The organism is Shewanella sp. W3-18-1, from assembly GCF_000015185.1.
Lineage (GTDB): Bacteria > Pseudomonadota > Gammaproteobacteria > Enterobacterales > Shewanellaceae > Shewanella > Shewanella putrefaciens.
The window spans coordinates 1,452,667-1,475,468 of the sequence record NC_008750.1 but is presented as its reverse complement, the minus strand read 5'-3'; the positions used below and the strand labels follow the sequence as shown (position 1 = coordinate 1,475,468).

Here is a 22,802-nt window from a genome sequence, read left to right as displayed (position 1 = left end):
TTTATACTAATGTTGCCAGCATTTCATCGCTGTAAGGGACAAGTTCAAGCCCATCACGAACACGAGCGATATAGTCAGGGTTTGCAATAAAGGGGCGACCAATAGCAATCAAATCAAACTTGTCTGCCGCAATTGCCTCACTTGCTGTTTCAGCACTATAACTCCCTACTCCTACTAAAGTTTTTCCATAATGTGCTCGCACATAACTAGAAGCTCGGCCACCTAAATAGTCAAATTCCATACTGTCATCAAAGATCCCAATATGCACAAAAGCGATATCACGCGTTTCTAATTCTGGCAGTAAGTAGTCGAAGACGGCGCGATCGCGGCTATCGGTCGCCATATTGAAATAGGCTCCCGGAGAAAGGCGTAACCCCGTTCTGTCCTTACCAATGCGTGCAATGATCGCGTCTACGACTTCAAGCGCAAAACGCGACATTTTTTCAGGTGTGCCACCATATTCATCCGTGCGACGGTTGCTGTCATGGTGTAAGAAAGCATCAATCAAGTAGCCATTGGCACCATGAATTTCCACACCATCAAATCCTGCTTCGATAGCATTTTCAGCGGCTTTTGCGTAATCGCGTACTAATCCTTGAATATCTTCAAGTGTCGCTGGTTTTGGTGTGACATAGGTTAGCTCACGCATTCTTGGCACAGAGCCTTCAATCTTCTGTGCAGAAGGGGCAAGTACATCTCCGCCAACAAAAAAGTGCGGATGCGCTACTCGACCCGTGTGCCATAGCTGCACAAAAATTTTACCGCCCTTGGCATGTACCGCATCGGTCACTTTGCGCCAACCGGCAATTTGCGACTGGGTAAAAATACCTGGAGTATTGGGATAGCCTTGACCATCTGGGCGGATAATAGTGGCTTCGGTGATGATCAATCCTGCATCAGCTCGGCGAGCATAGTAAGCGACCATTTCGGCGGTAGGCACAAGTTCAGCATCTGCCATACAACGGGTTAACGGCGCCATTAAGATGCGGTTATTTAAAGTAATGGTTTCATTAAGCTGGTAGGTTTCAAACAGGTTTCCCAATCGATTGGGTGAAGATTGTATGCTCATTATTTCGGCCTTATTCTTGAATGTGCATTCAAGATATTATTATTTGAATGAACATTCAAGTTCATTTTTGAATGTTTGTTCAAAACTAGGTAGAATCCGTCCTAAGTGTTTCTAGAGTAGTGAAATAAATTCGATGCGTAATGCCGAGTTCGACAGAGAACAAGTTCTTCGCGGTGCGATGACAGCCTTTATGCATAAAGGTTACACCAAAACAAGCATGCAGGATCTTACCCAAGCGACGGGCTTACATCCGGGCTCTATTTACTGTGCTTTCACCAACAAACGTGGATTACTTATTGCTGCCATCGAGCAGTATCAGCAGGATAGAAATTTACAATTTAATCATTTCTTTGCAAGCGGTCAGGATGTACTCGCTAATCTTAAACACTACTTAGATGAAATTGTTGTTGAATGTTTAAGCTGTGACAGTGGTCAAGCGTGCTTGCTTACCAAGGCATTGAATGAAATAGCGGAGCAAGATCATGAGATCCAAGGGATCATTAACCAATATTTACAATCTTGGCAACGTGCGCTCTCAGAGCAATTTGAGACTGCTCAAGAACAAAAAAAACTTAAAGGTGAACGTAATAGCGAGCAAAGAGCTCAATACCTGATGATGGGGATATATGGTCTTAGAACGTTTGCCCATACACATCCAGAAGCCAAAACCTTACAACAGCTCGCCAATCAACTCTTTATTGAAGTGTGTCAATAATCCATTGATTAAGGTCATATTCATCCAGTTAATGTTGAAATGACATTAGCCTGAAGAACTCTGGTTATCAGCCAATATTCGCCTGTGCAAAAACACGTTCCCCCAAGGAGTTCAAAATCTTACACTCTCCTTCGAGTACGGCAATAATTGACTTTCCGTTGCGGAAACTGGCGGGGATCATCACACGACCAGACTCACTCAAAGATAAACCATTAAGTACCGCATTGTGCATAATCAACCCTACTGGTGCGTCATAATACAAAACGGTTACAGTCGCTTGTGTTGCTTGCATCACTTTTACTCGCATTAAGCAGCATCTACTGCTATTGACTAACGTGATAAGAGCATCCTTCAACTCTTAGAGTTGTAAAACATCTAAAAATACGTTTTACCATTTAAAATCAATTTACTAAGACCTAACAGTCAGTGCCTAACAGTATACCACTGTGAGTTGTTTATGTTAGACCATCTTAGCGTCATTAATATTGCGCATTTTAAACATCACAACAACAAAACACCAACATATTTACATACCATAAAGTCATTACGGGTAACTGATCACGTTTATAAAATATCCGATCCCATTCCCGTTTAACATAAATAAACGGATACCTGACGATATACCTTTATTTAGCTTTGAACCCTACCCTAAATCCGCCCCAGTGTTTCCCATTCACATAAATTGGCACAGACAAGTCGTGCATTACCTCCCCTGTATCCCGTTTATAGGTTTGTAATAACACAGGCTCAGTATGTGTACCACAGCGGATCCCCGTTGGATCGTTAAACAACCGTTTGGTTCGATTATGTACTATATCCATCTCTGCCCGGCCTGTAAGCGCTTGGCTAAAGCGTTTATTGTGTGTCGGAAAATAGCCTTTTTTATCTACAGCCCCAGCATAAATAATTTCACTGTGCTTCTCTAAAATAGGTTCTTGAATCCCAGGGAAATGCTGATCGGTATAACGGTCAAAAGCCGTGCTATATTTCTGGGGTTTGGTATTTGCTATCGGTTGATATTGGGGATTGAATAAATCAGCCTCGCTAAAACTGCCATTTTCGATACCTTGAGCAAGTTTCTCTCCACAGGCTTTAGCAGCATCATTGGCCAATAATAAAACTTGCTGATCAAAGGTTTGTGTATCCCAATGAGACAATGCCTTAAAAATGCCCTCGGTTGTTAATGACAAGGTAAACGCCTGCTCTGACACTTTGTGGCTCTGCTTACCCGTGGAATTCAATGAGTCGCGGATCTGTGAGACGGAGCGACTAATCTCGTTTGTCGTATGATTGTATTGCTTTAGCGAGTCTTCCATCTCACCTAAAGCATGGGCTGAACGTGTCACAGATGTTGATATTTCGGTAAAGTGTTCGTCTAATTCCCCCATAGCAACCACCACGTCCGCGGTTTGAGAAACGACTCGCTCCATTAAACCAGAGGTTTTATCGGTCTCGCTGCGAATTTCTAATAACATCTTACCAATATCTTGGGTTGCAACTGCAGTTTTGCCCGCAAGGCTTCGGACTTCATCTGCTACCACTGCAAAACCTCGCCCCTGCTCTCCAGCTCTTGCTGCTTCAATGGCTGCATTTAGTGCAAGCAAATTGGTTTGCTCTGCTACGGAATTGATAACTTCAGTGATTTTTTGGATTTGTTCTGCTTTAGACTTCAAAGCCTGAACTTGTTCGGCAGCAGTATCAATGTCCGCACTAAGTGAATGAATAGACTCTACCCCTTTTTGCGCTTGGGTTCGGCCTTGCACACTAAATCGTTCAGCCTCCTGAGCCTGAACTAAAATATCAGCCGCATTATCCCCTAATTGAGCAGTGGTATGGCTTAATTGTTCTGCGGCTACCGCAATAGCACTGGCATGCTCACCATTTGATTCTATCGATTTATTAAGTAAATCAATAAAATGTGAAACCTCTGCCGAACCAATGGCTATTTTACTCGTTTGCACACTGATATCGTGCGCAGGTGTATTTTGCAATTTCAGCTTTTGAGCAATAAGTTCATCTAGCTGTGCTTGCGTGGCAGATGAACGTAACACAACCCACAAGACGAGGCCGCAAGCTAAGAAACCTAAAATAATAGCTTGCACAACATTAGGTATACCGAGTCTTGCAAGCAATAAGCAGCACAGCATGACCAGAATAAAACTGAGCGCAACCATAATTTTATGCTGTATTTCCATATATATAATCTCGCAAGGACACAAGGTGAAAAATGAAACGGCCAACGAAGAGACTTATCCAAGGGTCAAGCCATACTGTATTTTCATTTTAGAAAGCTTAATGGCTAAACTGGAAATAGACCGCATTTTAGGTTCGAGGCGATAACGGTTAGTTTATCCCTATGATCAATTTAAGATATTCACTCTTAAGTAAAATCCAATCTGACTAAGGGTTATCATCAACAGTCTATCGACCTTATGGCATTAGACATTAGTATGAAAAAGCCCATCTTGCACTCACGCCTTTAGAAAGGCTGTCACCCTAGCTGTTCAGAAATGCGTACTCCATCGTCTTCTGTACAATAAATCCCACATAGACGGCTGCACATCCATCAAGAAAACTGCTAATATCGGCGCAATTTTTTGAGCTAACGAGATCAAGATGGGCAGAGCATATCAAAATCGTAAAGAATCCATGGCGAAAACTGCAGGTCAGAAAACCCGCCTTTACTCACGCTACGGGAAAGAAATTTACGTTGTCGCTAAACAAGGTGGTGTAGAGCCTGATGGTAACTTATCACTACGCCGTTTAATTGAGCGTGCGAAGAAAGATCAAGTTCCGGCGCACGTTATCGAACGTGCTATCGAAAAAGCCAAAGGTGGTGGCGGTGAAGATTACGATACCGCCCGTTATGAAGGTTTTGGCCCTGGTAACTGTATGGTGATTGTGGATTGCCTAACCGATAACGTAAAACGAACCTTTACTGAAGTTCGTCAAGCCTTCGTCAAAAACGATGCTAAGCTCGGTGGCCCTGGTACTGTTGGCCATATGTTTGATCATTCTGCCGTATTTGTTTTCCCTGGCGATGATGAAGATGCCATTTTAGAAATCCTAATGATGGCCGATGTGGATGTTAGTGACGTTGAAGTCGAAGATGGCATGATCAGCGTATTTGCGCCACATACAGAGTTCTTCAAAGTGAAAACGGCACTGACCGATGCCATGCCAGACATTAACTTTGAAATCGAAAATATCACCTTCGTCCCACAAACCATGACAAAAGTGACAGGGGAAGATGTTGCAGTATTCGATAAGTTTATCGCTGCATTAGAAGATTGTGACGATGTGCAAAACGTCTATCACAATGCAGAAATTGAAGAGTAACCGTCTCTCGCCTGAAAAAAAACGCAGCCCTTTGGCTGCGTTTTTTATCATCAAGCTCTTTTAATTTAATTCAAGAGAAATTATCGCAGGTGAGTGCCTAACGTAAGTCCATCTCTTGGATAATTTCATGGGCTATCGCAGGCGTTGTGCAGCTAGGCGTTTCATGTAAATCGGCTTTAAGCTGACCTTTACGGTGTTTAAGTGCTGCATCTAACTTCTTGGCAGCCGCTTTAATTGCGGGATACATCACCTCATCGGTACCCGAAGCAGAAATGCGACTACCTTCATAATTTGTTCGAATTTCAACCTGAAACTCGCCATGTTCTTTCGCAATAATGATATCGAGCGCGATCAAACTAGGGAAATGAGTGGCGATTTTTGAAAACTTTTCGTTGACATGTTCTTTAACAGAATCAGTAACATCGACATGGTGACCAGAAAGATTTATTTTCATAGGTTGTCCCTTTATATTGTCATTACTTTTATTTTCGCTTCACTATTAGAGCTTGGGGCATGCAGGATAAAACACAAGCCCTATCGACAAATATTTAGACTAATGCAGATATTAGCGTCTTCTAAATGTGAGTTACATCAAAGAAACATCATGGGATAAGTGCAGAAAATAAAATCAAGCGGTTGATTTACATACAACTAACAATTTATAAATCAACCGCTAAGCTAATACCAAATCAGCCTCAATATTTACGTTGTACACTCTGTTGCCAAAACTGCTGGGATAAATGATGGGTTTTAGTGGATAAACGCGAGACTTGGTCGCCCCTCGCCGCTGCATCTTGGGTTTGTTGTAGACTCTGATGAGCTAAGTCACTGATGACATGAATTGCGCGACTGATCTCGGCAGCAACCGACGCCTGTTGGGTCATTGCTGCGGCATTATCATCGCTCAAAGAGTTGATCCGCGTAATCGATGACAATAACTCACCAAAAGCCACACTGGCATCCTCTGCAAGCGCAACGGACCGTTTGACCTGCTCTTGTCCTGCCATCATGGTGGACGTTGCTTTTTGGGTGCTGTCCCTAAATCGGCCTACAATCATTTCTATTTGTGAGGTTGACTGACTCGTACGGCTTGATAGTTGCCGTACTTCATCAGCAACAACAGCAAAACCACGACCACTCTCCCCAGCACGAGCCGCCTCAATCGCAGCATTAAGGGCTAATAGATTGGTTTGATCGGCAATAGCGCGGATCACTTCTAATACCTGATGAATGGCACGACTATCTTCTTCAATCGTTGCAACCACATCTGAAAAGTGGCTTACCTGTACACTCAACTGATGTATCGCATCGATTACCGTTTCAAGACGTGAATGTCCACGCTGAGCCGCCTGATGGCTAGATACCATTTCCGAAGCGGTACGATGAATATTGCCCGTCACTTCAGCAAAACTCGCACTCATTTGCTCCATTGCCGTGGCGGCTTGGGTCGTTTGTTCACTCTGACTATCAGCATGTTCCCATGTATTAGTAATGGTTTGCTTTAAGCTGACACTCTGCTGCTGAATTTCACTCGCAGAATCAGCCATTCGCCCGACCACACCACCAATTTCTGTGATTAAGAAGCGTAAAGCCAGATCCAGCTTACCGATTTCATCTTGACGCCCCGTATACACCCCCATAGCAACAGGATCATCAATAATATTTGTCGCAATAGAGACAAGATTATGTAGTGGCTTCATCAAAACAAACCAAGCAATAACCGCAAATATCCCGCCACTAAAAGCCGCAAGTAATGGAGAATAACTGGCAACATAAGCGGTGATCATAATGGAGAAAAGCATCGCAGCCAGTATTTTTCCACTAAATCCTAACTTGTCTTTTTTCAAAGCTTTAGGTTTTTTGCCTTGATTAATATCCTGATAAATACTCTCGGCAGCTTTAATCTGCTCAGGCGTCGCTTGGCGGCGAACAGATTGATATTCATGAATTTCACCATTCTCATATACAGGAGCAACGTAGGCATTAACCCAATAGTAATCGCCACTCTTAGTGCGATTTTTAACTATCCCCATCCAGGGCTTGCCACTCTTTATCCGCTCCCAGAGCATCTTAAATGCCGCAGCAGGCATATCGGGATGACGCACGATATTATGGGGACTCCCCTGCAACTCATCGACGTTAAACTCACTGATATTTGAAAATGTCTGGTTAACATACTTAATGTTTCCCTTCAAATCCGTGGTAGAGAGTAAAATCGCATTATCAGACAGGTGTTTCTCACCTTTTGTAGGATGTGTTTGCATAGGGTTAAGGGTTGGCTCTCGGTAAAAATGTGAATGGCATTTTGCCAAAAGGAAAGTCAACCTACGTTGATTAAGCTCACAATGACAGTAGAAAAGTTAACCAAATGCTAAACAAGCATTAGCATAAAAACCAACAAGCACCTATAAAAACAAACAATTGTGACTTACCCCTCATTATCATCCCGCTAGGCTTAATCCATATCACACTCTCCACTTTGGATAAGACAAACCCAAAATAGACTCAGCGATATATCACAACTTTACACTTCAATCTAAATGATATCGTTTATCATTTGCACCGACTAAGTTATACTGCGCGACATTGAAATTTATATCATTCCCATTGTCACCAACACATTCGTAAGTAGACACACTATTTTTTGTGGGTGGCATGAAATCTAAAAAGTGGTTTGGATTGTGATGGGAAGTCATATCTGACCCAAATGGGCTAAAAATGAGAATTAACACGTATGCCTAATATGCCAGCGTCCGACACATCAACACATTCTTCAAGCACGCCATTGCGTTTCCCCATATTTTTATCGGGAATACTGCAATGGTTTAAGCAAGAGCAATCCCTATATGCCCTTAAAGTGTTCGCCCGCGCCAGCGCTGCGATGTTAGCGGGGTATCTCGCCGCAGCAACCTTAGCTTGTTTGCTGACACTCCTACTGCCAATGCCAAAGTTTGAAAGCACATTAACAGCAAATATGTTGTCTTTTTTATTTTATGCCATCGCAATTATTTACGCCTTCTGTGTACGTAAAACTTGGCATGCATGGCGAGATCTAGGCCTAGTGAGTTTATTGTGTTTTGGTTTGATTAAGGTGTGTGGATAGTAAGATGAAAGAAACATTTTTTAGAACCTTATCTTGGCTTCACACTTGGGCAGGTTTACTGGTGTGTTGGGTATTATTGTTGATCTTTTTCGCTGGTAGCTTGAGCTATTTTCGCCACGAAATTACACAGTGGACTAAACCCGAATTACACAGTGGTGTTTATCAAGAATATCAATCCTCCTCAATCGAAAAACAGCTAGATAAGGGCCAAGGTTATATAGAAGAACATTCCCCTCAATTGGCACAGCGTTGGATGATAAGTTTTCCAACTGAGCGTCAACCATTGTTGAGTTATAGTTGGCAATTGCCGCCAGAAAAAGGCCAGCGTCGTGGCAAGATAGAGGAACATGTTGCCTTGGCTGATGGTAGCGCGACTCTCTCCGACATCAGAGAGAGTCGCGGAGGCAATTTTTTCTATCGTCTACACTTTGACTTGCATTATATGCCCGCCATTACGGCCCGCTATATTGTCGGTTTTTGTACTATGTTTATGCTAATCGCCCTAATTAGCGGCATAGTGATACATAAGCGTATTTTCAAGGATCTATTCAGTTTTAGACGTGGAAAAGGTGCTCGTTCTTGGTTAGATGCCCATAATGTGAGTTCAGTGATCGCGCTGCCCTACCACATCATGATCACCTACACCGGACTGATCACCCTGATGTTACTTTATATCCCTTGGACAGTGACTACCGCCTACTCTGGGGATAATCAAGCATTTTTACAGGATCTAAATCCTGCAAGACAAACTGAGAAACCAGCAGGAATTGCAGCACCATCTCTACAGTTGAGTCAATTAGTGCCTCAGGTAAAGGCTGCTTGGGGAGATGCCCCCATAAAACAAGTCATTCTGTCAAATCCCAACGATCAAAATAGCCAAGTAACCTTTTATCAAAACACAGGAAAGGATGTCACAGACGAAGCAAATATTTTGATATTTAGTGGTGTAACGGGTGAGCTTAAATATGCTAGCCCCCACGATGCATCGGGTGCATTAACAACTTATGATACTATGATGTCGCTTCACACAGCACGATTTGCTGGGGCATTACTCAGAATTTTATTCTTTTTCTGTGGTTTATTAGGTTGCGCTATGGTGGCAACGGGCACACTCATGTGGGCGATTCGTATACGTCAAAAGCAACAAAAAGAAATAGATAAAGGTGAAAAACCAAGCTTTGGCTTACGTTTGGTAGAAGGATTAAACTTTATGTTTATTATCGGGCTACCATTAGGAACCGTTGCATTCTTTTACGCTAACCGTTTATTACCCGCCCAGCTAATAGGCCGCGCTGAATGGGAAGTTCACAGCTTCTTTATCGCTCTGGCAGCGATGGGGATTTGGGCTATTTATGGCCGCTCACGCCGTCATTGGCGAATGGCGTTAATGATGACGGGCATATTATGCTGTACTCTCCCCGTGCTCAATGCGCTCACATCTCCCCATAATATCGTCGACAATATCCAATCAAACCAATGGGCCCTCGTTGGTTTCGATCTACTTACATTGCTGTTAGGTGGCCTTATGTTGTTTGCTAGCCAAAAACTGACGTTGATTGCGACGACACCAGCTAAGCGTCCAGAAAGGTCCTCTCGAAACCGCCCTAGTGCGCAGACATCATCCGTAGCAACAGAACTGAGTTCGTCATTAGAGGAAGCCAAATCATGATGCCCAAAATGATTCCCGTGCTAGGGATTTTAGGTCTAAGTTACCTCTCCTTATCCCTTTTTGCCTTAGCAAAATTTGGGCATTTTAAGGATGTATTTAACCGTCCACCAGCACAATGGCAAAGCCATTTATTAACCTTATTTGCTTGGTTATTACTTGCGTTTAGTTTGAGTGCCTGTGCGAGCGACCAAGGCTGGGCCTATGGGAGTATTTTATTTATGGGAATCATTTCTCTTGCCGCGATGTTGGTGATTCTGACGTTAAGCTATAGTCCACGTCATTTGCCGATAGGTATTGTTACCGGAAGTGTGTTAACCGGAGGATTAATATTGAGTGCTGGTATCCCCTTATAGATTAGCGTATAAGCCTGTATCACTAAAACACCACTGGACAGAGTCATTAGGTGGAGCAGGCGGGCTTAGATTGATATACCATAAGCCATTTATTAGCTCTCACATTGATTTAAACGCAAACATCGGAATCTTAAGGTGGTTTGAGGTGGATGCCTAAGCTATAGTGCCCATGAGTATCTCAGTTAAGGAGAAAATAATGGGCTTTAACATAACGGTTGACTGGCAAGCTTCGCCTGCACAAGAAGGGGAGTTTTGCCGAGACCACAGTATTACATTTGGTAGCGGCCAAACGATTCAGGCTTCTTCAGCGCCAGATTATAAAGGCAATGAACACTATGTAAACCCAGAGGAAAGCTTGCTAGCTGCGCTTTCGTCATGCCATATGCTGACGTTTTTGGCCATTGCTCACCTAAAACGCTTACCGGTTTTATCTTATATCGATGCCGCCACTGCCGAACTAGGGAAAAATGAAGCAGGTAAACTCGCCATCACAAGAATCGTGCTCAATCCAAAGATAATTTTTGCCGAGGGCGTTGAGGTTAGCCAAGAAACACTTGAAAAAATGCACGAAAAAGCACATATAAACTGCTTTATCGCCAACTCGTTAGCGACGGACATTCACATCAAGTTTTAATACTGGTGAGAATAAAAATGGGTGTTGTCTCGGGAACAATGAGACAACACCCTAAATTTGTACACCATTATAGTAACGACATTAACTTAAATTTCAGTTAAATATCGCATCTTAATCTCTAACTAATTAGCGTTAATATCTTGTGCCATTCCTTTTACCGGCATAGGTTGCGCCTTTAAGGCAGGAATAGGTTGTTTCACTAGCTCATCTTTTAGGTAACTTATTGCAGCCTCAAGCTGCGCATCTTTGCCATTAAAGGTAGCGAAAGGTAAGTTATCGACTTCAATATCCGGCGTCACGCCATGGCCTTCAAGCACCCAGCGGCCATCCATTGCATACTGTGGATACTCGGCCACCCGCGCCATCCCTTTATCGGTCAACGCATTTCGCCCAGATAACCACACCCCCGCCCCTGCCGTTTGCTTACCAATTAAGGGCGCAATACCGAGCGCTTTAATCCCAGCGGAGAAGGTTTCGCCGTCGGAATAGGTCAGTTCATCGGTTAACACCACTAAATGACCGCGGAAGGTTTGCTGCATATTGGTGTTTGGCGTGCCGTGGGTGGGTTGCCAAAACGCCCAAGCGCGGCGCAATAACTTCTCGATAATCCAACTGTCAATATTGCCACCGCGGTTACGGCGAACATCGATAATCAAACCCTCTTTATCGTAGTTGGCATAAAACTCACGGGCGAAACTTTCAATATCGCCGCCGCCCATGGCATATAAGTGCAAATAACCCATCTTGCCCTGACTTGTATCCTCGACCACTGCCGCATTATGGCTCACCCAATCTAAGTAACGTAATTGACTGTCCACCACAGCGCTAACGGGCATGACGATAGTTTTATGGGTTTGGCTACCACGCTTAAGCTGCAGCAAGACTTGCTTGTCCTGCTGATTACGTAAAAGACGCGTGACATCAGCTACATTTTCTACTGGCGTACCGTTAATGGCCAACAATATATCCCCCTCTTTGGCATCGACTTCGATACGATTAAGTGGTGAAGCCTTAGCAGGTAACTCAGGATCGTTACTGTAAATGTGCGCAATTTTAACGCCATCTGCCGTTTGTTGTAGACGCGCGCCAAGGCTTGCCGCTTTAGCCGCATCGGGATCTTTAGGCAAATCACCACCGCGCACCTGTGAGTGCAAAGAATCTAACTCGCCCATCATTTGCATGAAGATATCATTCAGTTCGTTACGATCGGTCAGGCGGTCGAGCAAAGGCTGATACTTAGCCTTAGTGGCTTGCCAATCGAGGCCGCGCATTTTCTTGTCGAAGAAAGATTCTCGGTGCATTAACCACGCATCTTCAAACATTTGCTGCCATTCAAGCTGGGGAGAAATCGCTAACTGCCATTGTTCCGTTTGCACTTTGGCATTATCCGTATCGCCTAATTTATCACCGCCGTCCACAATCAGGAGTGATTTATCATTACTGTGCTTGCGTAGCATCAGCTTCTTACCATCGGCAGAAACCTCATATTGACCAATGTCCTCGGCAAAGACCTCGACTTTGGGGCTTAATCGGTCAAATTTAATAGTCATTAAATTAGGTGCAACATCGTCACCAATGGCTTGATCAAGCAAATAAAGTCTATCATCGACAACGCGCAGCTTACTGTAATTGCCTGAATCGACAGGCACTTGCCATAAACGCTGAGAGATCCCCGCCCAATCGATTTTCACTGGACTCGGTTTATCCTTAGCATCGGTTTTTTCAACTTGATTCGATTCGAGTTCATTGGGTTTACTAAAGGGGAATTTGGCATTTTTGACCAGTGCGATGGCAAAAATTTGGCTGCGTTTATCAAACACTGGGCCCATATTTCTATCGCCCCAAGGTGAACTTGGTGTTGCGCTGAATTGGCGATTCGATAGGAAATATAGCCACTGGCCGTCACTGCTAAAGGTTGGCGAATAGGACTCGTATTTGTCGCTGGTGAGCGTCTCGGCCTTATTTTCATCCACAGAATACAGGACGATTTGCGGACGTTGTTTACCGATTTCCGACTTAGTTAATGCAATAAAACGGCTATCGCCGGACCAGCGGATATCGGCGTAAGGCCCAAGTCCCTCGCCGTGAGTGATGATTTTTTGATTGGTATTTTTCTTTAAGTCGAGCAGCCACACGTTACCATCGTTATCGTCATGGGCGATAAATCGACCGTCACTGGACAAATTAAGACTCATTCTTAAAGTATGGCCATCTTTGGTTAACTGTTTAGCGCCACTGCTGCCATCAGCAGGGAATTGCCAAATTTCCTGCTGACCTGTCATGTCGCTAATCGCATAAACCGACTTGCCATCTTGGCTCAACACAGCTTCCCTAACGCGATAAGTCCCCGGCAGTGCAACTTGAACTAAACGCGAGCCATCGATACCTGCGATAGCCACGTGGCTGCGGGCGGTGATCACTACTTTATCGCCAGCGGGCGCCAAATTAGTAGAAGCAGCGTAATCCATAGGATCTTTTACCCAATGCTCGCGGCGCTCGGCAAAATCAGAAGTGAGTTCAATATTGAGTAACGAGTCTTTAGCGGCCGCAATATCAAACACATGGATATCCGCACCTAACTGGAATACCACTTTGCCTTGGTCCATCCGCGCGCCGCGGACCTGCCAATCTTTAAATTGAGTTAACTGTTTTGCATCTGAACCATCGAGCGCACTCGACCAGAGGTTGTCGTTGCCATCGCTGTCGCTAATAAAATAGAGTCTGTCCTGCCATAGCATAGGTTGGCGCACTGAGCCGTCGTGTTGGCCGCTGAGCAACTGTGCTTCGGTTTTGCTGCCGAGTTTAAAGCGCCATAATTCACCTTTTGCGCCGCCACGGTACACTTTGGCATTATCGCCAGTCACTTGCAGACCAAAGCGGGTGAAGTACACGTATTCGTTGCGATCATCAATCACACCTTCGACCGCATCGGCTAAGGGTAAATCTGTGGTGGTGAGGGTTTGAGGATCGACGCTGCGCAGCATCCAATTATTAGCAGGACCAAAGCCCGTGTCGGTAGAATATAAAATCTCGCCTTTGGCAGTCCAGCCCTGAACTCGTACACGGCTATTCTCAAAACTCACCCGTTTAGCCACACCGCCCGTAATGGGGATCACATACACTTCGCTCGCGCCTTCATAGTTGGCAACATAAGCAACCCACTTACCGTCGGCCGAAATAGTCGCCCCTAGCTCTTCTGCGGGTAAACTCGTTAAGCGAGTAGCCGCTTTTTGACCTAAGGTCTGAGTCCATAAATCCCCTTCTGCAGTAAAGACTAAGGTTTGATTGTGCAACGCTGGCGCGCGGTAATACCCTTGATTGCTCACCGCATCGGCAGCGATGGTTTGGAACGCTGTTAATGTGCCTAGGGCAAGCATGCAGCAGGCAACGGAATGGCGAAGTTTCATGTATTGTCTCTATCCTATTATTATGTTCAGCGATGGGCTTTTAATAATGCGCTTGAAGCAAACTTTAAATCTGATAATGATTCCCACAAACTAGCAGAATTTGATAGGAAGTTCAGTAACGTCAATAGAGAGAAGTTTTAGCAAATGTGTCGCCAAGGCGATACCGAAAGGACCAATGAATACAATTGAAACTAGCGAGTAAAACTGATGAAAGGCCATTGAATTAAACCGCCTTAGATGAAAATGACGGCATATAATTAAAAAAACTTAAAATATTAAAAATCAGAAACATATAGAATGTTGGTAGGATAATTTTGCTGACTCATGTTTGATTGCTTCACAATAGAGAGTAACTGCCACTTATGAATAACCTTGGTAATTTCTCCGTTGTCCTTCAACGCATTAATCGCAATATTGAACTGAGCAAGCTGTAAAGGTGTCATGCTCATTTTACTTAGCATTAGATGGATATGACTTTTGTCTAACACTAATGTTAATGGAACTAACTTAATATTCTGATACTGGCTAGCAATGTAGGGAACCGCCATCGCATCGCCCAAAATTATATCGCCTCTACCATAGGTAAGCATTTGCACTGATTTACTTGCATCAGGACTTAAAACGAGCAAATACTCCCGTTCTAGTTGGTATTGGAGTCTATGGTAATCAGCGCCATACCAACCACTAGAAGGAACAAGCAATCGTAATTTTCGAGTAAAAATATCCGCCCAACTCTCAACATTAATCAGATCTTTTTGTTCATCAAGTACAAAAAAACGTACTTCTTCATCTCGATAATCCACAGTGAACAATGCATATGCTTGCCGTGCATCTGTCATCGTTGCTCCCATCATCACATCTAACTCCCCAGTTTTTAGCATCTGATGGGATCGTTTGGCTGGCACATTGATAAAACTCACTTCACACCCAAGGTAAAGTGCAAATGCCCGCATAAGATCAACATCGAGTCCATGGGCTTGTCCCTTAGGATCTTGCCAGGCATACGGAGGCCAGTTGTTGTAACCAACTCGGATAGTGTTAGTGCAAGGCAAAAGTTTCTCGGCTTGCGATACCCCATGGGTTAGCAAGATAAACATAAACAAGTAAGAGACACTTTTAAACCAAAGCATAAGCTAAAGACCTCTCAAGTTATGTGCGGCAACGGGTGAAGGAAGAAGCGTGACAACTTAAAGACTGGCTTATAGCTTAGTAAGCATAGTTGGCACCTAAGATGGGCGCCATTGTTCCCAATGAGATTCATTACGTCATCTTCAAATTCGAGACATGTAAAAAGGGAGCCCAGCTCCCTTTTACAATTTAAAATATGACCGCTTGACTAAAAGCAATAAAACATTAAACCAATACTTTAAATAGATGTGCTTTTAATTTGATAAAATCAGGTGCTAATTCCGCCGATAAGATAGGCTTACTCGCAACAGCTTCAAGCTCGGGCGGCAAGGGTAAGTTAAGCGTTAACTCCCTATCCACAACATCCTTAAACTTAGCGGGATGCGCCGTCCCCAAAAATATGCCCACTTCATCGGGCACTAAAGTTAAAGATAAGGCCTTAGCCGCAATCGCCGCATGGGGCTCAGACACATAACCTTGAGCGTGTAACTCGACCAGCGCCTGTGACGTTTGTTCCTCCGATAAACGGATCCCAACCAAATTACTCAGTGGCCAGCCTAATTTCTCACAAATGGCTTCCACTCGCGGCCAGTTACTTGGCTCACTCACATCCATGGCATTGGACATAGTCGCTTGAGTCGGATTGGGCTGCCATTGGCCATTGTCTAAATAACGCGGCACTGTATCGTTGGCATTGGTCGCGGCAATAAAGCGTTTAACCGGTAATCCCATGGCTTTAGCGAATAAACCTGCGGTCAAGTTACCAAAGTTACCACTTGGCACAGAAATCACAGGATCGGCTTCATGGCGTTGTTTAGACTGGGCAACGGCTTCAAAGTAATAACAAATTTGCGCGAGTAAGCGGCTGATATTGATAGAGTTAGCCGAATTCAGGCTCAGACCATCACGGACTTCGGGATCATCAAAGGCGCGCTTAACGAGATCTTGGCAGGCATCGAAATCGGACGAGACAGCGACTGTATGGATATTCTTGCCCAACGTCGTGAACATCTTTTCCTGCAGCTCACTGATCTTGCCCTTAGGATAGAGCACCACCACATTGACTTTCTCAAGCCCATAGAAGGCATCGGCAACCGCTGCGCCAGTGTCGCCCGAGGTCGCAGTCAAAATAGTTAAACGCGTGTCACCCACAAAGGCATTGACACATTGCGCCATAAAACGCGCCCCAAAATCTTTAAACGCCAGTGTTGGACCGTGGAATAATTCAAGGCAGGCGCGCTGCTCATCGACGGCAACCAAAGGTAAATCGAAGTTAAAGGCACGCTCAACTAATTTATCAACCGCATCTTGGCCTAATTCAGAAGCAAGCCATGCACCGAGCACTTTTTTACTGCGCTCAACAAATGGCAACGCCAGCAGCCCTTCAATATCGTCTAGTACGGGTATCTGACTAGGAAAGAACAAACCTCTGTCTTTGCCTAACCCCAGTTGTACCGCTTCTTTAAAGCTCACTTTCTGCGAAGGGTGTTTTAAATTATATAGTTCCATGCTCACTCAACCTTTTGATGCTAAACCTTAAATGCTAATTTTGGGTGCTTAGTCTTAGCTAAATTGACAATTAATCGACCCTACGCGTGCCCTGCTCATCTAAGCGACACACATGGGCAAAGCCACCCGCCTCGGTGAGATAATGCAGTTCTAACCAAGCTTTAGCGATATTTGCCGTGGCTAAATCATCGGTAATCGAAAACAGCGTTGGGCCGCTGCCCGAAATCCCCGTAGTCAACATGCCTAAATCGGCTAAAGCGGCTCTGGCCTTGTCGTAACCCGGGATCGCGGCGGCGCGATAAGGCTCGGCTAACACATCCTTTAATACGCTAATCGCAAGCTTGGCATTCTGCTGGTAAGACGCATGAACAAAGGCGCTTAAATAGCGGCCAAAATCGATAGTGACACTTTTATCATATTGATCGGGCATGAGTTTGCGCATCATTGCCGTTGAGAGTGAAATCCCTGGATAGGCCACAACCCAATACCATTCTTTAAAACTGGGTATTGCTTCGCAAACTGTACCCGGCACATTAAGCATCAATTGCATGCCGCCCAAATAACAGGGGGCAACGTTGTCATAGTGCACACTGCCGCTGATCTTCCCTTCAAACTCGCCCATCAGTTCTAGCAGTGCTTGCTCGTTATAGGGTCTATCAAAATGTTCATTCAAGGCATATAACGCCGCCACGACAGAGCTTGCACTCGACCCTAACCCACTACCGACGGGCAGGTTCTTTTCCAGTGTGAGTGCCACGCCTTCATCAGCTTTACCAAGCGCTTCTAAAAACTCCTTACTCAGGGCTGTTAAGAAGAATTCGGCACATTGGTACACAATATTGTCTTGCGGATTATCAGGCAGTTTATGGGCCCAAGCGCCGGTTTGCATAAGACTCACACCCGACGCTGCCGCGGCGATAGTCACTCTGTCGCCCAGTAAACTACCATCAATCGGCGCTAATGCAGCACCGAGTAAATCAAATCCGACGCCCACGTTACCCATAGAGGCTGGAGCGTAAACAGTCAAACTCATACACTCACCTCACGAGTCCAATTCAAGGTTCTTAATACATCGGCAAAGGCGCCAGCAGCGGTCACTTCAGTCCCTGCGCCATAGCCGCGTAGCACAAAGGGAATGGGCTGATAATAGCGGCTATAGAACGCCAAGGCATTTTCACCGCCTTTAACGCTATAAAGCGGATCCTGTGCATCCACTTCGGCGATACGCACACGGCACACACCATCCTCAATTTGCCCAACATAACGCAGCACTTTACCTTGGGCTTTGGCCTGCGCCACTTTTGCGGCAATTGCAGCATCTACTTGCGGTAATCGTGCCATAAAGCTTTCAACATCACCTGAATCATCAAACTCGGCTGGCAATACAGATTCAACCTGCACGTCACTGAGCTCTAACTTTAGTCCCACTTCACGGGCAAGAATGAGCACCTTACGCGCCACATCCATACCACTCAAATCATCACGGGGATCGGGCTCAGTAAAACATTTTTCTCGCGCCAGACCAGTCGCTTCAGAAAGCGTCATACCTTCATCGAGCATGCCGAAGATAAAGGATAAAGAGCCCGATAAAATACCGTTAAATTTATGCAGTTTGTCACCCGCAAATAACAGTTTTTTCAGGTTATCGATCACAGGTAAACCCGCACCGACTGTGGTTTCGTATAAGAATTGGCGACGCTGTTTTAATGCCGTTTGGCGCAGTGCTTGATAATAAGCATAATCGCGAGTGTTCGACTTTTTGTTCGGCGTGACCACATGCAAACCTGAGTTCATCACATCCAAATACAGATCCGATACTTGCTCGCTCGAAGTGCAATCCACCAGCACTGGATTAAGCAATTGTTGCTCTTTCGCCCATGCGAGTAATGCTGGGATATCGCAAGCTTGCTGGCTATCGGCAAGCAAGCTAGACCAATTGCTTAAATCGATGCCCGCACTGTCGAGTAACATCTTGTTCGAATTCACTATACCGCAAACACGGATACTGATGTGCTGCTCTTTAAGCATGGCGGACTGTTGTTTTATCTGCTCAAGCAGGCCAGCCCCCACATTGCCGCAACCCACTAAAAACACATCTAAATACTGCTGCACATCGAAAAAGCCTTGATGACAAGCCGCCACCGCATGCTTAGTCTTACGCTGCTCGATCACAGTCGAAATCGAGCGCTCGGACGAACCTTGGGCTATGGCGATAATGTTCACGCTCGCCTGCGCTAACGCTTGGAAGAAACGCGCTGCCACGCCTTTGTGGGTGCGCATGCCATCACCAATCAAAGACACAATTGCCAGCTCATGACGCATAGCAATAGGTTCAAGCAAGTCACTTTTTATTTCTAATTCAAACTCTTGCTCTAAGGCCCATTTCACTTTGGCCGAGTCAGACGTCGCCACACAGAAGCTAATACTGTATTCAGAGGAGCTTTGGGTGATTAAAGAGACTGACACGCCGCTGCGGGAAATCGCCGCGAGAGTACGGCTCGCCATGCCAACCATGCCTTTCATGCCTGGGCCTGATATATCGAACATGGTCTGGTTATCTAAATTGGAGATAGCTTTAACCTGCAAGCCAGTTTCATCGGCTTGGTTTGATACCAGAGTGCCGGGCGCATCGGGGTTAAAACTATTTTTGATATAACAGGGAATATGGAACTGAGCGATGGGCGCAATCGTCTTAGGATGCAGCACTTTAGCGCCAAAATAGGAGAGTTCCATCGCCTCTTGATAACTGAGTTGTGACAACAACTTGGCATCGGCAACCACCCGGGGATCGGTATTATAAACACCGTCAACATCGGTCCAGATTTCACAACTTGAAGCATCTAAACAGGCGGCCAGCACGGCAGCAGAATAGTCCGAACCATTACGGCCTAACGTCACCACTTTGCCCTGTTCATCGGCGGCGGTGAAACCCGGCATTACCCATACGCGCTTTTCACCCAGCGCCAACGCGCGAAACCTTGGCTTACTTATAGCGATATCGACCACGGATTCTAACGGCCGACCTCGACCTAGAAACAAGGCGCGCGGATCGAGTTGAGCAGACGTGATCCCCTTAGATAGCATCACTTGTTCCATCAAGGCTGCAGATAAACGCTCACCTGCCACCACGATTTCAGCACGTATGCCATCGGGACACTCTTGCAGTAAGCTAATGCCACGTAATCTATCCTGCCAAATCACCAGCTGCGCATTAAGTCCAGAAAAGAGCTGTTCACTCTGCTCACTCGACAACATTGAAGTAACAGCATCTTGGTATAGCGAGGTAAATACCCGCTCAACATGCTGCAGCACAGACGAATAATCTTCACCTTTAACGGCTACATCAACCATTTCTAGTAACGCATTTGTCACAGTCGCCGGGGCCGATAGCACTGTGGCTATTGGCTCAAGCTTAGATGACTTAGCAACGATATCCGCCGCCATCGAGAATCGCTGCCAATTTGCAAGCGAGGTACCACCAAATTTCATTACTTTCATCTTGTTCTCCTGTACCGCGCCCGACTTAGAAATAAGAGCTAGAAACAAAAAAGCCCGCTTCTTTGTGGGAAGCGGGCTCATCGTTAAAATTCTTTAGGGTGTATCAGCCCGCCCCCACTGTTGTTGTAGTGGTGGTTGTAATAATGGTAACTACTACGAAACCTAGGCTATGCATGTGTTTGGGCTAATCCATGTTAATTTCTTGATAAACAGAATTGCTTTTTTTACCCGCGCTTGTCAACCCCTAAAATGGATTATTTATAGGTAAATATTAACGCTCGATAAAATACTGCATCAAGATTCGTTAATATGAAGTTTTCTAGGGGTAAAAATGCGATTTACTCAATAGATAACTGTTGACGTTAACGTAACGCTGCACGAAAAACATTAGATAATCATTTGTTTTACATCTAATTATTTATAGTGCACTTTAAAATAATGCGTTATTTGTTCTACCTCATCACTCAAGCTAAATTGACCGGCTAACGAGCAAAAATCACATTACTCATCCTTTCTACCGTAAAGCACCGACAAATTTTCCTAAAAAAAACCTGTGCGATATCTAACATAAGCCACTTCAAATTATCGCCAGCACTAAAAAAGCACGTTATTATGCGCGCACATTACGAATTGGAGGCGATATGAAGATCACTCAACACAGCGCGGTAACCATTCATTACCGTTTATCAGATCAAGAAGGCAGACTATTAGAAGACTCTTTCGACTCTGAACCTATGCTATATCTACACGGTACTGAAAACCTGATCCCAGGTTTAGAAGCCGCATTAGACGGTAAAAGCAAAGGCGAAAAACTCGATGTCACTATTAGTGCCGAAGAAGCCTATGGCCCTTATCACGATGGCCTACGTCAAGCCGTGCCATTAGAAGCCTTTGGTGATATCGAAGATATCGTCCCTGGTATGCGTTTCATCGCCGAAACTGAAATGGGCCAACGCCCTGTTCAAGTCATCGAAGTAAAAGATAATGTCGTTATCGTCGATGGCAACCATCCTTTAGCGGGCCAATCGCTCAATTTCAGCGTCGAAATCGTTGACGTTCGTGAAGCCTCAGCCGAAGAAATCGCTCATGGCCACATTCATGCCCAAGGTGGCTGTGGCAGCCATGGACACGATCATGATCATGGTGGTGGATGCTGCGGTGGTTCCGGCAAGGAAACAGGTGGTTGCTGTGGTGGTTCAGAGCATGACCATGATCACCACCACGAGCATGATCACGAAGCCTGTGATACACCCAAAGCAGGTTGTGATGGCAATGGCGGCTGTGGTTGCCGAGGCTAGTTTGAGCTTTAACACTTAAGCTCAGTATTTATAGATATAGGTCGAGTTTAAATAAACTCGACCACAAATTTTGCATTATGAGGTACTTTCTTAAAAAGGAAGCGCCTCATTTTTATTGAACTTTTCCTTAAAACCATCTCTTTCCACTAACTTATTAATGTCTGAATTTTCGCTCTATGCTCGGGAGTCATATTTTTAAGGTAATTAGAGCACCGAGTAATAGTGGCAATACTGACTTCAAATTCTGCTGCAATCTGACGTTGACTCATTTCACTATTTAGCAGTAGCTGGAAAACTTTAAGCCGCCCAGCAATGGCACTTCGCTCATCTTCAGTTAACAGTAAATGAAGGAGCATAAAAAGATCTTCATAATTTCCATGACTCAAAATCTTGTTTAATACTAAGTCCCAATTTGCTCGCATAATCACCCCATAACTACTGTTAAAGCATTACATGGCAGTTTACCAGATTTGTTTCTCTAACAAATAACTTGTTACGCTTCTTCATTACATCTAGACAAAAACTGACAAAAATGCTTCTAGTACATCAAGTTAATTTGTGTACAATAGAGGCGCAATGTCACACTTCGACGCTAATTTGTGAGAATACTATGAAAAAATTACTACTTACCCTCGTTGCTAGCACCTTATTCGTTTCAGCAGCACAAGCACATAATTTCGAAGATGCTAAAGATGCAATTGAATACCGCCAATCTGCATTTAGCCTTATTGCCTATAATTTTGGTGATATGGGTGCGATGATGAAAGGTAAAAAACCTTTCGAAGCCAAAACCTTCGCTATGCGTGCAACGAATGTTGCTGCGCTTTCGATGCTACCAATCGAGGGATTTATTGAAGGGTCAGATAAAGGTGATACTGAAGCCTTAGCGAAAATCTGGCAAGATAAAGCCGATTTCGATGCAAAAATGAAAACATTCCAAGAAAATGCCGCCATTTTAGCAACTGTTGCGCAACAAGGCGATCAAGCTGCAATCAAAGACGCCTTTATGAATACAGGTAAAAGCTGTAAAGGTTGTCACGATGCTTATAAGAAAGACTAATTTTCTTAAGCATTAACGAA

At 44.6% G+C, this 22,802-nt stretch carries 19 protein-coding genes; 8 read left to right on the top strand and 11 right to left on the bottom strand.

All coding sequences use genetic code 11. The features are described from left to right. Position 1 precedes the first annotated feature (1 nt). Positions 2 to 1,069 carry an alkene reductase gene (locus tag SPUTW3181_RS06695; protein ID WP_011788641.1) on the bottom strand — a complete coding sequence of 356 codons (1,068 nt, stop codon included), beginning with the start codon at positions 1,067 to 1,069 and terminating at the stop codon, positions 2 to 4. Between the two features lie 133 nt (positions 1,070 to 1,202). Here SPUTW3181_RS06695 and SPUTW3181_RS06690 point away from each other — a divergent pair, with 133 nt between their 5' ends. Beyond that, positions 1,203 to 1,784, top strand: a complete 582-nt coding sequence (locus SPUTW3181_RS06690; RefSeq protein WP_011788640.1) for a TetR/AcrR family transcriptional regulator — start codon at positions 1,203 to 1,205, stop codon at positions 1,782 to 1,784. Between the two features lie 67 nt (positions 1,785 to 1,851). On the opposite strand, the gene SPUTW3181_RS06685 is transcribed toward SPUTW3181_RS06690, so the two are convergent. Continuing rightward, positions 1,852 to 2,076 carry a TIGR02922 family protein gene (locus tag SPUTW3181_RS06685; protein ID WP_014611040.1) on the bottom strand — a complete coding sequence of 75 codons (225 nt, stop codon included), beginning with the start codon at positions 2,074 to 2,076 and terminating at the stop codon, positions 1,852 to 1,854. Positions 2,077 to 2,410: 334 nt separating this feature from the next. After that, positions 2,411 to 3,979 carry a methyl-accepting chemotaxis protein gene (locus SPUTW3181_RS06680; RefSeq protein ID WP_011788638.1) on the bottom strand — a complete coding sequence of 523 codons (1,569 nt, stop codon included), beginning with the start codon at positions 3,977 to 3,979 and terminating at the stop codon, positions 2,411 to 2,413. 421 nt (positions 3,980 to 4,400) lie between these two features. Between SPUTW3181_RS06680 and SPUTW3181_RS06675 the strand changes: the two genes are divergently transcribed. Further along, complete coding sequence (locus SPUTW3181_RS06675; protein WP_011788637.1) at positions 4,401 to 5,123, top strand: YebC/PmpR family DNA-binding transcriptional regulator; 723 nt, start codon at positions 4,401 to 4,403, stop codon at positions 5,121 to 5,123. A 97-nt stretch (positions 5,124 to 5,220) separates the two neighbouring features. Here SPUTW3181_RS06675 and hpf read toward each other — a convergent pair whose 3' ends face one another. Further along, positions 5,221 to 5,577 (bottom strand): ribosome hibernation-promoting factor, HPF/YfiA family, encoded by a 357-nt coding sequence (gene hpf / locus SPUTW3181_RS06670; protein ID WP_011788636.1) that lies wholly within the window; start codon positions 5,575 to 5,577, stop codon positions 5,221 to 5,223. A 241-nt stretch (positions 5,578 to 5,818) separates the two neighbouring features. Then, complete coding sequence (locus SPUTW3181_RS06665) at positions 5,819 to 7,387, bottom strand: methyl-accepting chemotaxis protein (RefSeq protein ID WP_014611041.1); 1,569 nt, start codon at positions 7,385 to 7,387, stop codon at positions 5,819 to 5,821. 470 nt (positions 7,388 to 7,857) lie between these two features. On the opposite strand from SPUTW3181_RS06665, the gene SPUTW3181_RS06660 reads away from it, so the two are divergent. The 4 genes from SPUTW3181_RS06660 (at position 7,858) to SPUTW3181_RS06645 (ending at position 10,882) form a co-directional block, all read left to right on the top strand. Beyond that, a complete protein-coding gene (locus SPUTW3181_RS06660) occupies positions 7,858 to 8,226 on the top strand; it encodes a DUF3649 domain-containing protein (protein WP_011788634.1) in 369 nt (122 codons plus the stop codon). 4 nt (positions 8,227 to 8,230) lie between these two features. Next, complete coding sequence (locus tag SPUTW3181_RS06655; RefSeq protein WP_011788633.1) at positions 8,231 to 9,895, top strand: PepSY-associated TM helix domain-containing protein; 1,665 nt, start codon at positions 8,231 to 8,233, stop codon at positions 9,893 to 9,895. Then, a complete protein-coding gene (locus SPUTW3181_RS06650; protein WP_011788632.1) occupies positions 9,892 to 10,248 on the top strand; it encodes a DUF3325 domain-containing protein in 357 nt (118 codons plus the stop codon). Before SPUTW3181_RS06655 ends, SPUTW3181_RS06650 begins: the two co-directional genes overlap by 4 nt. 196 nt (positions 10,249 to 10,444) lie before the next feature. Further along, entirely contained in the window at positions 10,445 to 10,882 is a 438-nt protein-coding gene (locus tag SPUTW3181_RS06645; RefSeq protein ID WP_011788631.1) for an OsmC family protein, read from the top strand. 122 nt (positions 10,883 to 11,004) lie between these two features. Here the strand turns inward: SPUTW3181_RS06645 and SPUTW3181_RS06640 are convergent, their stop codons facing one another. The 5 genes from SPUTW3181_RS06640 to thrA form a co-directional block, all read right to left on the bottom strand. Further along, the gene (locus SPUTW3181_RS06640; RefSeq protein ID WP_011788630.1) at positions 11,005 to 14,289 is read right to left on the bottom strand and encodes a S41 family peptidase; all 3,285 of its coding nucleotides are present in this window, start codon (positions 14,287 to 14,289) and stop codon (positions 11,005 to 11,007) included. 275 nt (positions 14,290 to 14,564) lie between these two features. Then, positions 14,565 to 15,419: a substrate-binding periplasmic protein gene (locus SPUTW3181_RS06635; protein WP_011788629.1), complete on the bottom strand. Its 855-nt coding sequence runs from the start codon at positions 15,417 to 15,419 to the stop codon at positions 14,565 to 14,567. Positions 15,420 to 15,642: 223 nt separating this feature from the next. Next, positions 15,643 to 16,926, bottom strand: a complete 1,284-nt coding sequence (gene thrC, locus SPUTW3181_RS06630; RefSeq protein WP_011788628.1) for a threonine synthase — start codon at positions 16,924 to 16,926, stop codon at positions 15,643 to 15,645. Between the two features lie 70 nt (positions 16,927 to 16,996). Continuing rightward, complete coding sequence (thrB, locus tag SPUTW3181_RS06625) at positions 16,997 to 17,959, bottom strand: homoserine kinase (RefSeq protein WP_011788627.1); 963 nt, start codon at positions 17,957 to 17,959, stop codon at positions 16,997 to 16,999. After that, positions 17,956 to 20,424 carry a bifunctional aspartate kinase/homoserine dehydrogenase I gene (thrA, locus tag SPUTW3181_RS06620; RefSeq protein WP_011788626.1) on the bottom strand — a complete coding sequence of 823 codons (2,469 nt, stop codon included), beginning with the start codon at positions 20,422 to 20,424 and terminating at the stop codon, positions 17,956 to 17,958. The genes thrB and thrA overlap by 4 nt, the downstream gene beginning before the upstream one ends. Before the next feature lie 641 nt (positions 20,425 to 21,065). On the opposite strand from thrA, the gene slyD reads away from it, so the two are divergent. Then, a complete protein-coding gene (gene slyD / locus SPUTW3181_RS06610) occupies positions 21,066 to 21,722 on the top strand; it encodes a peptidylprolyl isomerase (protein ID WP_011788625.1) in 657 nt (218 codons plus the stop codon). Positions 21,723 to 21,868: 146 nt separating this feature from the next. On the opposite strand, the gene trpR is transcribed toward slyD, so the two are convergent. Then, on the bottom strand, positions 21,869 to 22,144 hold the full coding sequence (gene trpR / locus SPUTW3181_RS06605; RefSeq protein ID WP_011788624.1) for a trp operon repressor: 276 nt from the start codon (positions 22,142 to 22,144) through the stop codon (positions 21,869 to 21,871). 188 nt (positions 22,145 to 22,332) lie between these two features. On the opposite strand from trpR, the gene SPUTW3181_RS06600 reads away from it, so the two are divergent. Then, positions 22,333 to 22,782 carry a c-type cytochrome gene (locus SPUTW3181_RS06600; RefSeq protein ID WP_011788623.1) on the top strand — a complete coding sequence of 150 codons (450 nt, stop codon included), beginning with the start codon at positions 22,333 to 22,335 and terminating at the stop codon, positions 22,780 to 22,782. Positions 22,783 to 22,802 lie beyond the last annotated feature (20 nt).

Coding starts and splice junctions, on each gene's coding strand:
- SPUTW3181_RS06680 (WP_011788638.1), bottom strand. CDS start 3,979: ATGGAAATACAGCATAAAATTATGGTTGCGCTCAGTTTTATTCTGGTC.
- SPUTW3181_RS06665 (WP_014611041.1), bottom strand. CDS start 7,387: ATGCAAACACATCCTACAAAAGGTGAGAAACACCTGTCTGATAATGCG.
- SPUTW3181_RS06660 (WP_011788634.1), top strand. CDS start 7,858: ATGCCTAATATGCCAGCGTCCGACACATCAACACATTCTTCAAGCACG.
- trpR (WP_011788624.1), bottom strand. CDS start 22,144: ATGCGAGCAAATTGGGACTTAGTATTAAACAAGATTTTGAGTCATGGA.
- SPUTW3181_RS06675 (WP_011788637.1), top strand. CDS start 4,401: ATGGGCAGAGCATATCAAAATCGTAAAGAATCCATGGCGAAAACTGCA.
- SPUTW3181_RS06645 (WP_011788631.1), top strand. CDS start 10,445: ATGGGCTTTAACATAACGGTTGACTGGCAAGCTTCGCCTGCACAAGAA.
- SPUTW3181_RS06690 (WP_011788640.1), top strand. CDS start 1,203: ATGCGTAATGCCGAGTTCGACAGAGAACAAGTTCTTCGCGGTGCGATG.
- thrB (WP_011788627.1), bottom strand. CDS start 17,959: ATGAGTTTGACTGTTTACGCTCCAGCCTCTATGGGTAACGTGGGCGTC.
- SPUTW3181_RS06695 (WP_011788641.1), bottom strand. CDS start 1,069: ATGAGCATACAATCTTCACCCAATCGATTGGGAAACCTGTTTGAAACC.
- SPUTW3181_RS06640 (WP_011788630.1), bottom strand. CDS start 14,289: ATGAAACTTCGCCATTCCGTTGCCTGCTGCATGCTTGCCCTAGGCACA.
- SPUTW3181_RS06655 (WP_011788633.1), top strand. CDS start 8,231: ATGAAAGAAACATTTTTTAGAACCTTATCTTGGCTTCACACTTGGGCA.
- hpf (WP_011788636.1), bottom strand. CDS start 5,577: ATGAAAATAAATCTTTCTGGTCACCATGTCGATGTTACTGATTCTGTT.
- thrC (WP_011788628.1), bottom strand. CDS start 16,926: ATGGAACTATATAATTTAAAACACCCTTCGCAGAAAGTGAGCTTTAAA.
- slyD (WP_011788625.1), top strand. CDS start 21,066: ATGAAGATCACTCAACACAGCGCGGTAACCATTCATTACCGTTTATCA.
- thrA (WP_011788626.1), bottom strand. CDS start 20,424: ATGAAAGTAATGAAATTTGGTGGTACCTCGCTTGCAAATTGGCAGCGA.
- SPUTW3181_RS06685 (WP_014611040.1), bottom strand. CDS start 2,076: ATGCAAGCAACACAAGCGACTGTAACCGTTTTGTATTATGACGCACCA.
- SPUTW3181_RS06600 (WP_011788623.1), top strand. CDS start 22,333: ATGAAAAAATTACTACTTACCCTCGTTGCTAGCACCTTATTCGTTTCA.
- SPUTW3181_RS06635 (WP_011788629.1), bottom strand. CDS start 15,419: ATGCTTTGGTTTAAAAGTGTCTCTTACTTGTTTATGTTTATCTTGCTA.
- SPUTW3181_RS06650 (WP_011788632.1), top strand. CDS start 9,892: ATGATGCCCAAAATGATTCCCGTGCTAGGGATTTTAGGTCTAAGTTAC.